General features: G+C 64.7%; 11 protein-coding genes. 9 read left to right on the plus strand and 2 right to left on the minus strand.

Annotation, left to right across the window (positions count from 1 at the left end; genetic code table 11):
• Window positions 1-56: 56 nt before the first annotated feature.
• Window positions 57-1,364, minus strand: a complete 1,308-nt coding sequence (hmgA, locus tag SOM28_RS04120) for a homogentisate 1,2-dioxygenase (RefSeq protein ID WP_320467303.1) — start codon at window positions 1,362-1,364, stop codon at window positions 57-59.
• Window positions 1,365-1,544: 180 nt separating this feature from the next.
• On the opposite strand from hmgA, the gene SOM28_RS04125 reads away from it, so the two are divergent.
• From SOM28_RS04125 to SOM28_RS04145, 5 genes are all read left to right on the plus strand, one after another.
• Entirely contained in the window at window positions 1,545-2,453 is a 909-nt protein-coding gene (locus tag SOM28_RS04125; protein ID WP_123068120.1) for a LysR family transcriptional regulator, read from the plus strand.
• 34 nt (window positions 2,454-2,487) lie between these two features.
• Window positions 2,488-3,582: a 4-hydroxyphenylpyruvate dioxygenase gene (gene hppD / locus SOM28_RS04130; protein ID WP_123068119.1), complete on the plus strand. Its 1,095-nt coding sequence runs from the start codon at window positions 2,488-2,490 to the stop codon at window positions 3,580-3,582.
• 93 nt (window positions 3,583-3,675) lie between these two features.
• Window positions 3,676-4,029: a CidA/LrgA family protein gene (locus tag SOM28_RS04135; protein WP_123068118.1), complete on the plus strand. Its 354-nt coding sequence runs from the start codon at window positions 3,676-3,678 to the stop codon at window positions 4,027-4,029.
• Window positions 4,022-4,759: an LrgB family protein gene (locus SOM28_RS04140; protein ID WP_123068117.1), complete on the plus strand. Its 738-nt coding sequence runs from the start codon at window positions 4,022-4,024 to the stop codon at window positions 4,757-4,759. The genes SOM28_RS04135 and SOM28_RS04140 overlap by 8 nt, the downstream gene beginning before the upstream one ends.
• 67 nt (window positions 4,760-4,826) lie before the next feature.
• A complete protein-coding gene (locus SOM28_RS04145) occupies window positions 4,827-5,858 on the plus strand; it encodes a patatin-like phospholipase family protein (RefSeq protein ID WP_320467304.1) in 1,032 nt (343 codons plus the stop codon).
• Window positions 5,859-6,004: 146 nt separating this feature from the next.
• Here the strand turns inward: SOM28_RS04145 and SOM28_RS04150 are convergent, their stop codons facing one another.
• The gene (locus SOM28_RS04150) at window positions 6,005-6,607 is read right to left on the minus strand and encodes a hemerythrin domain-containing protein (RefSeq protein WP_123071493.1); all 603 of its coding nucleotides are present in this window, start codon (window positions 6,605-6,607) and stop codon (window positions 6,005-6,007) included.
• Between the two features lie 349 nt (window positions 6,608-6,956).
• Between SOM28_RS04150 and SOM28_RS04155 the strand changes: the two genes are divergently transcribed.
• The 4 genes from SOM28_RS04155 (at window position 6,957) to SOM28_RS04170 (ending at window position 10,085) form a co-directional block, all read left to right on the plus strand.
• On the plus strand, window positions 6,957-7,958 hold the full coding sequence (locus tag SOM28_RS04155; RefSeq protein ID WP_123071494.1) for a manganese catalase family protein: 1,002 nt from the start codon (window positions 6,957-6,959) through the stop codon (window positions 7,956-7,958).
• Window positions 7,959-8,017: 59 nt separating this feature from the next.
• The gene (locus SOM28_RS04160) at window positions 8,018-8,926 is read left to right on the plus strand and encodes a ZIP family metal transporter (RefSeq protein ID WP_320467305.1); all 909 of its coding nucleotides are present in this window, start codon (window positions 8,018-8,020) and stop codon (window positions 8,924-8,926) included.
• A gap of 72 nt (window positions 8,927-8,998) precedes the next feature.
• A complete protein-coding gene (locus tag SOM28_RS04165) occupies window positions 8,999-9,598 on the plus strand; it encodes a TetR/AcrR family transcriptional regulator (protein ID WP_123071496.1) in 600 nt (199 codons plus the stop codon).
• A 127-nt stretch (window positions 9,599-9,725) separates the two neighbouring features.
• Window positions 9,726-10,085 carry a transposase gene (locus SOM28_RS04170; protein WP_123072076.1) on the plus strand — a complete coding sequence of 120 codons (360 nt, stop codon included), beginning with the start codon at window positions 9,726-9,728 and terminating at the stop codon, window positions 10,083-10,085.
• The last annotated feature ends 609 nt before the right edge of the window (window positions 10,086-10,694 follow it).

Below are 10,694 nucleotides of genomic sequence, written 5' to 3' on the forward strand. Positions count from 1 at the left end.
CGCGAATCATGGCATAAATGACAAAATCCGGGAACACCGCAGCGTGTGCTTGCGTGTCATGGCTCCAGGCGAAAGTGCTTGCGGATGCCGGCCCAGCACTGCTGGTAATCGCCCTGCAGCTGGGGCGAGGCCAGCGCCTGGGCGGTCGGCACGAGGGCGGCGCGGGTCTCGAACATGAAGGCCATGGTGTCGCCCACCTTGTGCGGATGGCTGGTGTCGGCGCTGCTGGCCTTGTCGAAGGTGGCGGCGTCCGGGCCGTGCCCGCTCATGCAGTTGTGGATGCTGGCGCCGCCCGGCACGAAACCCTCGGCCTTGGCGTCGTAGGCGCCGTGGATCAGGCCCATGAATTCGCTGGCCACGTTGCGGTGGAACCAGGGCGGGCGGAAGGTGTCCTCGGCGGCCAGCCAGCGCGGCGGGAAGATCACGAAGTCGATCGTGTCCACGCCCGGCGTGTCCGACGGCGACTGCAGCACCAGGAAGATCGACGGATCCGGATGGTCGTAGCTGATCGAGCCGATCGCATTGAAGTGGCGCAGGCCGTATTTATAGGGCACGTAGTTGCCGTGCCAGGCCACGACGTCCAGCGGCGAGTGGCCGATCGGGGCGCGCCACAGGCGACCGCCGAACTTGGTCACCAGCTCGAAATCGCCTTCCAGGTCTTCGTAGCGCGCCGTCGGCGTGAGGAAGTCACGCGGGTTGGCAAGGCCGTTGGAGCCGAGCGGGCCCAGATCGGGCAAGCGCAGCAGGGCTCCGAAATTCTCGCAGATATAGCCGCGCGCTTCGCCGTCGGGTAGCAGCACCTGGAAGCGTACACCGCGCGGAATCACGGCGATTTCCTGCGGCTCTACCTCGATCAGGCCCAGCTCGGTCGCGATCGACAGCCTGCCCAGTTGCGGCACAATCAGCAGCTCGCCGTCGGAATTGTAGAAATAACGGCCATCCATCCCACGGTTTGCCGCGTACATGTGGATGGCGCAGCCGCTCATCGCCTCTGCCGAGCCGTTGCCGGCCATGGTCACCCAGCCGTCGATGAAGTCGGTCGGCGCATCGGGCATCGGCAGGGGGCTCCAGCGCAGCTGATTGGGCGGCGCCGGGGTATCGAAACGGCCCACCAGGCGCGGGGCTTCCAGGGGCACGAAGCTGCCATGCACTGCCGCCGGGCGGATGCGGTACAGCCACGAGCGCCGGTTATGGCTGCGCGGCGCGGTGAAGGCGGTGCCGGACAGCTGCTCGGCATACAGGCCATAGGCCACGCGCTGCGGCGAATTGCGGTGCTGGGGCAGGGCGCCGGGCAGGGCTTCGGTGGCGAACTCGTTGCCGAAACCGCTCATATAGGCTGACGGATGGCCGGGCTCGTGGCTCATGGGGTCTCCTGGACGGTAGATAGTATCTTTGATGGCGCCACTCTAGAATAATCCGCCATGTTTTACGAGATGAATAGAAAAATGTAGACTATTCATATTATAAATATTGCTGTTCGGGCGACCGTCCGGGCGTGGACAATGCGTTTCTATTGCCGGACCGGCCGGCAGCCCGGGAAATCCATGATCGAAGCACACGATATCGACCTGAATCTGCTGGCCGTGTTCCAGGAGGTGTACAGGGAGCGCCAGATCTCGTCGGCCGCCCGGCGCCTGGGGCTGTCGCAGTCGGCCGTGAGCAATGCGCTCGCGCGGCTGCGGCGCAGCTTTGGCGACGAGCTGTTCGTGCGCACCGCCAGCGGCATGCAGCCGACCCCGCTGGCGAGCCAGATGGCCGAGCCGATCGGGGCCGCGATGGCGCAAGTAGCGTTGGCGTTGAACCAGCGCAGCCGCTTCGAGCCGGCCACCAGTAACCGGCGCTTCATGCTGGCCATGACCGACGTGGGCGAAGTGTATTTCATGCCGACGCTGATCGAGCGCTGCCGCCAGCTGGCGCCCCAGGTCGAGATCAGCTCGGTGCGGGTGGGGATGCTGTCGCTCAAGGAAGAGATGGAAGGCGGGCGGGTCGACCTGGCGGTGGGGCCGTTCGAGGACGTGTCCGAGGCGCTGTACCAGCGCCATTTGTTCAGGCAGCCGTTCGTGGCGATGTTCCGCAAGGGGCACCCGCTGGCGCGGGGCGAGCTGACCCTGGCGCGCTTTGTGGCGGCCGAGCACTTGCTGGTGGATGCCGCCGACAGTCCCTACGACAGGGTGAACGCGGCGCTGGCCAGGGCTGGCATCGGCCAGGCGACGAGATTCCGGGTGCCGCATTTCACGGCCGTGCCGTATATCGTGAGCACCAGCGACCTGGTCGTGACGGTGCCGCAAAAACTGGCCGAGCGCGCGGCCGTGCCGTTCGGGCTCGAGTGGGCGACGCCGCCGCTCGACCTGCCGCCGCTGCAGACGAATATTTTCTGGCACCGCCGCTTCAACCAGGATCCGGGCAACCAGTGGTTGCGGGGTCTCCTGGCCGATGTGTTCGCGGAAACGTGAGTCAACAAGAGTCAACTAAATAAAGGAAGAGACAATGGCAGACCTGTTCGAAAATCCGATGGGCCTGATGGGCTTCGAGTTCGTCGAGTTCGCATCGCCCACGCCGGGCGTGCTGGAACCGGTGTTCGAAGCGCTCGGCTTCACCAAAGTCGCGGTGCACCGCTCGAAGGACGTCGTTTTGTTCCGCCAGGGCGGGATCAACTTCATCGTCAACAACGAACCGAAGAGCTACGCGGCCTACTTCGCGGCCGAGCATGGCCCGGCGGCCTGCGGCATGGCCTTCCGCGTCAAGGATGCGCACAAGGCCTATGCGCGCGCGCTGGAACTGGGCGCCCAGGCGGTCGAGATCCCGACCGGCCCCATGGAATTGCGCCTGCCGGCCATCAAGGGCATCGGCGGCGCGCCGCTGTACCTGATCGACCGCTTTGAAGAGGGTAAGTCGATCTATGACATCGACTTCGAATTCATCGCAGGCGTCGACCGCAACCCGCCGGGCCACGGCCTGTCCATCATCGACCACCTGACCCACAACGTCTACCGCGGCCGCATGTCCTACTGGGCCGGTTTCTACGAGAAGCTGTTCAACTTCCGCGAGATCCGCTACTTCGATATCAAGGGCGAGTACACCGGCCTGACCTCGAAGGCGATGACGGCGCCGGACGGCATGATCCGCATTCCGCTGAACGAAGAAGGGAAAGCGGGCGGCGGCCAGATCGAAGAGTTCCTGATGCAGTTCAACGGCGAAGGCATCCAGCACATCGCGCTGCTGACCGACGACCTGATCGCCACCGTCGACAAACTGCGCGCCGCCGGCGTACCCCTGATGGCGCCACCGCCGGACACCTATTACGAGATGCTGGACGAGCGCATCCCGGGCCACGGCCAGGATGCCGACGCGCTGAAGGTGCGCGGCCTGCTGCTCGACGGCGCCGTCAAGGATGGCCACGCGCGCCTGCTGGTGCAGATCTTCGGCGTGCCGCAACTGGGGCCGGTGTTCTTCGAGTTCATCCAGCGCAAGGGCGACGACGGTTTCGGCGAAGGCAATTTCAAGGCCTTGTTCGAGTCGATCGAGCGCGACCAGGTCAAGCGCGGCGCCATCGCCGGCGCAGCTGCCACGGCCGAGGCGTAGTACGGGCGCCGCGCACGCGGCGGCGCCGGATTTGCTATCCTGCACACTTTTCGGCGACCCCTGTGGCCGCCGTCTTGCGTCAGGAGTAGAGGTATGCTGGCTGCGTTCGCGGTCCTGTTGTTGTTCCAATGCCTGGGCGAAGGCATCGTATTCGTCTTCCATCTTCCCTTGCCGGGGCCGGTCGCCGGGATGCTGTTGCTGATGGCGGCGCTGCTGGCCATGCCGAAGCTCCAGGCGCTGGTCGAACAAGCCGCCAATACGCTGCTGTCGCACCTGTCGCTGCTGTTCGTGCCGGCCGGCGTCGGCATCCTGGTCGCGGCAGGCAGCGGCAGCGGCCACTGGATCGCCATCCTGGCCTCGCTCGTGGTCAGCACCGTGCTGGCCCTGGCCGTCACTGGCCTGATCCTGCGCGGGATGGGCGACGCCAGGAAGGACGGCGATGCCTGATTTCGCCGAGTTCAGCCATTTCTGGGTCTATCTGTCCGCCTCGCCCCTGCTGGGCCTGACCATGACCCTGTGCGCCTACCTGGCGGCGCAGCGCATCTTCGTCCTGTGCAAGGCCTCGCCGCTGGCCAATCCGGTGGCGATCGCGGTCGCTCTGGTCGTGGCCGTGCTGTGGCTCACCGGGATGTCCTATGAACGTTACTTCGCCGGCGCCCAGTTCGTCCACTTCTTGCTTGGACCGGCCACCGTCGCGCTGGCGGTGCCGCTGGTACGGCAGTTGCCGCGCCTGCGCCGCGCCGCCTTGCCGCTGGGCGCCGCGCTGCTGGCCGGCAGCGTGACGGCCATCGTGTCGGCCGTGGTCGTGGCGCTGCTGCTGGGCGCGACGCCGGAGCTGGCGTACACGCTGGGACCAAAATCGGCCACCTCACCAATCGCGATGGCGGTGGCCGAGCGGCTAGGGGGCATCCCGGCGCTGACCGCGGCGCTGGTGATCGGCACGGGTATCTTCGGCGCCGTGTTCGGGCGCTACGTCTTCATGTTGCTGGGCATCCGATCGGACGCCGCCTGCGGCTTCGCGCTGGGCCTGGCATCGCATGGCATCGGCACGGCGCGCGCCTTCCAGGTCAGCCCCGAGATGGGCGCCTTCGCAGGCCTCGCGATGGGCCTGAACGGCGCACTGACGGCGCTGCTGGCGCCGTGGCTGGTGCCGCTGGTGATTGGGTGGATGGCCTGAGGCTACGCTGCGCCGCAACATCGGACGCCGCGTTAAGCTCGCTGCATCAATCACGATGGAGCGGACTTTGACCACTTACAAGAAGATCAGCCTCGCCATCCAGGGCGGGGGAACCTACGGTGCCTTCGGTTGGGGCGTACTCGACCGGTTGCTGCAAGAGGAAGACCTGGTGATCGACGCCCTGAGCGGCTCGAGTGCCGGCGCCATCAATGCGGTGGTCGTGGCCGACGGCTATGCGCGCGGCGGCGGCCGCGAAGGCGCGTGCCGCGCGCTGGACCGGTTCTGGCGCACCCTCGGCAGCGCGGCGGCCCTGAGTCCGCTGCAGCGAACGCCGCTCGACCGCATGGCGCCCACCTTCACCATGGCATTTTCGCCGGCCTACCATCTGCTCGAAATGATGGGCGCGATGATGGGGCCGGTGCGTGAAGGTCCGCTCACCCTTAACCCTCTACGCAACTTCCTGGCCACGATGATCGACTTCGACCGGGTACGCGACTGCGAGGAGCTGCAGGTGTTCATTGCCGCGACCAATGTACGGACCGGCACCGGCAAACTGTTCCGGCGAGAAGAGATGGACGTGCAGCGTCTGGTGGCCTCGGCCTGCTTGCCGACGGTGTTTGCAGCGGTCGAGGTCGAGGGCGAGATGTATTGGGACGGCAGTTATGTCGCCAATCCGCCGCTGGAGCCGCTGGTGCGGCATTCGACCGCGAGCGACCTGATCATCATTCAGAACAATCCGATCGCGCGCAGCGAAATGCCGACCAATATTGCCGACATCGCCAATCGCTCGAACGAGATCGCTTTCAATATCAGCTTCGTGCGCGAGGTCAGCGCCCTGCAATATTTGAGCGGGGTGCCCGACGAGAGCCGCGGCGCAGGCGCGGCGCCCAACACCAAGCACCTGCATCTGATCAGCGGAAACGAGTTTTTGCAGGACCACGGTATGTCGGCCAAGATGAATGCCGAGATGCCCTTCCTCCAGATGCTGCACGACCAGGGCGTCAAGACCGCAGATCTCTGGCTGAAGGAGCAGGGCGCCCATCTCGGGGTCAAATCGACCCTCGACCTGATGCCGGTATTTTTCCCAGAGCAGATGTAAGCATCCGCGCTGAGAGCCTAGCTCAAAAACGTCGTCCCCGCGGAGGCGGGGACCCAAGTACTGCGAGCGTTGTCGAATTGCTGGCAAACTTGGGTCCCCGCCTTCGCGGGGACGACGTATCGAAGGCCCTCGGTACTACCAAATCCTCAGGTATTCGCCGGCTGCGTCTTCCAGGTGTTCTTCTTCGGCTTGAGCGCGAACGCCGCCAGCAGGGCGCCGGCCACCCCGACCACCATTGCCGCGGTGCTGCCCGAGAAGCCGACGAGGTGTTCCTTGGCCAGTTTGCCGGCCTTCGGTCCCACCAGCTGCATGCGGCGGCGCGTCATGTCGGCCCCCAGTTCGGACAGGCGCTGCTTCCCCAGGATCGCCTCGGCGTCCGGCAGCAGCTTGGTTTCTTCCTCCGCGACGTGGTGCATCACGTCGCGCATCAGTTCCATCACCAATTTGTCGTGGCGTGGATCGGCGCCGGAGGTGGCGCGCAGCTCGGCGATCAAGCGGCGCATTTCATCGTGCTCGGGCTCGGCTTCGTGAATGAAGGGCTCGCTGCCGTCGCGCTGGCGCATCACGGGATAGAAGATCTCTTCCTCGAGCGTGGCGTGGATCTCCAGGCCGTCGCAGATGGTGTCGGCGAGCGCCTTCTTGACGGTCGGGCTCTTGTCCTTGGAGTACTGGTGGAAGGTGACCATCACATGCGAGTGGTCGAAGCGGATCATGTCCGTAATGCTTGGGCTCAGTTGCTTGAGATTCATGGTAATACCCCCGTTCGTGATTGTTTGAACAATATGGTAGTCCTCGCCTGCGCATCATGACTGTAGGCGCGCGTGCCGGTGGGGTGTCAGCAAGGGGCGCACACAGCGGCACACGTGGTACGACGCACAGGATGACCGGTGAGGTGATAGGAGGATTGTTTATCTGGAATAACAGATTGTCACATTTGTCCTACACGGACACGGGAGTGCCCCTGACTGAAACGGCACGGTCGACCTGAGAACATGCATGCATTGGGTTGCCGATCCCGGCGGCGACCCGTCCCTGGCAGCGTCACGCAGGACGCGTTGCTGCTGGTTTGATTTCTCACTTCAATCGGAGATACCTGTCATGTTTGCACACAATAAGCGCTTGCAATATACAGTCCGGGTCAGCGGACCGAACCCTGGCCTGGCCAACCTGATGCTGGAGCAGTTCGGTGGTCCGCAGGGCGAGCTGGCTGCCGCCATGCGTTACTTCACCCAGGCGGTGGCCGAAGACGATCCAGGCCGCAAGGACATGTTGTTCGATATCGCGACCGAGGAGCTGAGCCACCTCGAGGTCATCGGCCACATCGTTGCCATGCTCAACAAGGGCGCCAAGGGCCGCCTGGCCGAGGCGGCCGAGGAAGAAGCCGAGATGTACAAGTCGATCACCGGCGCCGGCAACGACAGCCACATCACGCAGGTGCTGTACGGCGCCGGCGCGCCGCTGACCAACTCCGCCGGCGTGCCGTGGACGGCCGCCTATATCGACTCGATCACCGAGCCGACCGCCGACCTGCGGTCGAATATCGCGGCCGAAGCCCGCGCCAAGATCGTCTACGAGCGCCTGATCGCGCTGACCGACGATCCGGGCGTGAAGGACGCGCTGGGCTTCCTGATGACGCGCGAAGTCGCCCACTTGAAATCGTTCGAGAAGGCGCTGTACTCGATGGAGCCGAACTTCCCGCCCGGGAAAATGCCGGTGGTGCCGGCCTTCGCCAGCGTCTACTACAATATGTCGCAGGGCGAAGGCGAAATGCGCGGCTCCTGGAACCAGGGTCCCGACTGGGACTTCATCAGCGATCGCGAAAAGCAGATGGCGGTCGATGGCGGCTCGGGCCAGGCCGAAGTGGCCTTGCCGAACGAAGACATCGACATCCTCCAGCAGATGGCTGCGCGCACGATGTCGAACCCGGCGGCAACCCCTCGTACGGGGGCTGAGTTGGGCATGATGCAATCGGCAAGCGGTGGTACTATTGCCAACGCGGGCGATGAATCCAAAGGCCAGGCCACTGTCGCTTCGATGGGTGGACCGCTGGACGATACCGGCATCGGTAATCCGATGGGTAGCGGCAAGCCGCTGAAGTAATCCCCGGCGCCGTGGCCGCGTGCGACATGCGGCCCGGCGCAGTCTTTACAGGAAGATGCATGGATATCCAGACCGAGAAAACTGAACACCCTCGTGGCCTGCCGCGCTGGCTGACCCCACGCCGCGCCATCGGTTTCGGCATTTGCGCCATCGGCTTCCTCGTCCTGCTCGGCAGCATGATCGAGCAGATCATGAATGCCAATCCCAAGATGCTGGCGGCCCTGGCGGGCGGCAGCACCGCGGCGGCCGCGACCGCGCTGGGGACCTTGCCGGTCCTGTTCGCACAGAATTTCACCAAGCGCACCTACGATTGCTTCCTTGGTTTCGGCGCCGGCGTCATGCTTGGCGCCACCGCGTTTTCCCTCGTGATCCCCGCCCTGAGCGCCGCCAAGACGGCCGGCGCCGGCAACTGGGAATCGAGCCTCATGGTCGGCGCCGGCATCATGTTCGGCGCCGGCGCGATCCTGCTGCTCGGTCGCGCGGTGCGCACCGAGGGCATCCTGACCAACGATCCCGACAAGGTATCGCTGCGCCGCGCCTGGCTGTTCGTGTGGGCCGTAGCCCTGCACAACCTGCCGGAAGGCCTGGCCATCGGCGTGGCCTTCGCCGGCATCGACGTCGAAAAAGCTACCTCGCTCGCCACCGGCGTGTCGATCCAGGACGTGCCCGAAGGCCTGGTGGTGGCGCTGGCGCTGCACGCCGTCGGCTACAGCCGCCTGACCGCGGTCGCCATGGGCGTGGCCTCGGGCCTGGTCGAGCCGATCGCCGCCGTGTTCGGCGTGGCCCTCATCGGCATCTCGGCCGGCCTGCTGCCGTACGCCCTGGCGGCCGCCGCCGGCGCCATGCTGCTGGTGATCGTCAACGACGTGATCCCCGAATCGCGCCAGTCGGGTAACGGCACACAGGCCAGCATCGCACTGATCTTCGGGTTCATCCTGATGACGGTGCTCGACACGGCGCTGTCGTGACTTCCGAACACGGTTGACCACCATGGTGGGATGGTCGTAGCATGAAGATCATCCCATTTCCGCAAGCACGGCATGACCATCCCCTCCAAACGGGAACAAACCCATCAGCGTATCGTTGACGTTGCGGCGCGCGCGCTGCGCCGTAACGGTTTCGCAGGCGTCGGCGTGGCCGACGTCATGAAGGGCGCCGGCCTGACCCACGGCGGCTTCTATGCCCACTTCGACTCGCGCGAAGCCCTGCTGGTCGAGGCGCTCGAGCATGCCGATGCCGCGTCCACCGTCAATCTCGAGCGCCGCGCGGCCGCCTTGCGCGTGGACGGCGCCAGTCCGCTGGCGGCGCTGGTCACGGCTTACCTGTCCGACGATCACCTGGCCGCCCATGAATCAGGCCTGGGCTGCGTCGTCGGTGCGCTCGGCTCGGAAATGGCGCGCCAGGAGGCGCCGCTGCGCGAGGTTGCGCGGGGCCGCATCGAGCGGCTGGTAGGGCAGGTCCAGGCGGCGCTGGAACAAGAAGGGCGCACCGACACCGCTGGCCAGGCCCTGGCGTTGGCCGGCGCCATGGTCGGCGCCCTGCAGATCGCGCGCACCTTCGGGCCCGACCCGCAAGGCAGTGCGATGCTGGCGGCCAGCCGGCAAGCCTTGCTGACCCAGTACGCATGCCAGCCTGCCTGAATCCCAGCCTGTCAGTACGCGTTCGCCTGTAAGTGTGTAATTGGGGTCATGTAATTGGGGTCAGATTGAGATGGTCCGGGTTTCATGGACTTCCGAATAGGGGACAATATGCCCCGGGAGGATTTACATGACAAACAAGAAGTTGCCCTCGAAGCGGGAGATCGTTCCCGCTTCATCCGAAGCCACCCCTCGCAAGCGGACCACCTATACCGATGAGTTCAAAAGGACGACGGTAGCGCGGCTGCATTCGGGAGAGCAAAGCGCCACCGACTTGGCCATCGAACTGGGTATTCGCCGCAACATGCTCTACAAGTGGTCCGACAAGATCGAGAAGCAAGCGCCAGACAAGGAGCTGCGCGCGCCTGGCAGGCCAGCCACTGACGAGCTGAGCGAAATCGAGAAGTTGCGGCGCGAATTGGCCAAGACTCAAGAGGAGCTGGCCATCCTAAAAAAGTTCGATGCGTACTTAACTCGCCTAAAGAAGTAAAGTACGCATTCATCGACGAGCATCGCAACGAGTTTCCTGTGAAGGCGCTGTGCCATGGTCTCGAAATCAGCCGCAGCCTGTACTACGCGTACAAGAAGGCTACGCCGAGCCTTCGCACAAGCGGGGTCAGGTCTGACATTCGGACACGGCCTCTGCAATAGTCCTCCATGACATAGTTCAGGTCGTGTCCAAATGTCAGACCTGACCCCGATTTGTGACCCTGTAAATCCTCCCGGGGCATATTGTCCCCTATTCGGAAGTCCATGAAACCCGGACCATCTCAACCTGACCCCGATTTCTGACCTGACCCCGATTTGTGACCCCGATTTGTGACCCGGGCGCCGATGGCGCGGCAGCGCCGGTGAAGGCAGCGCGCAAGGCGCCGGCGAAATCGGCCGCCAAGCCAGCGGCGAAGAAGGCTGTGGCAGAGAAAGCGCCTGCCAAGAAGGCGACCGCGGCCGCCGCGAAAAAGTAAGCGGATCGGTGGCGGGCTTGGCCTGCCCCGTCCGGACGTAAAAAAACCGCGGCTTGCCGCGTTTTTTTGATTCCAGCATCAGCTATGCGCGATGCTTATTCTTGCCATTCCTTCAGCGCGAGGATCGCCGCCTC

Source organism: Massilia sp. CFBP9026 (assembly GCF_034045165.1).
GTDB lineage: Bacteria > Pseudomonadota > Gammaproteobacteria > Burkholderiales > Burkholderiaceae_D > Telluria > Telluria arenae.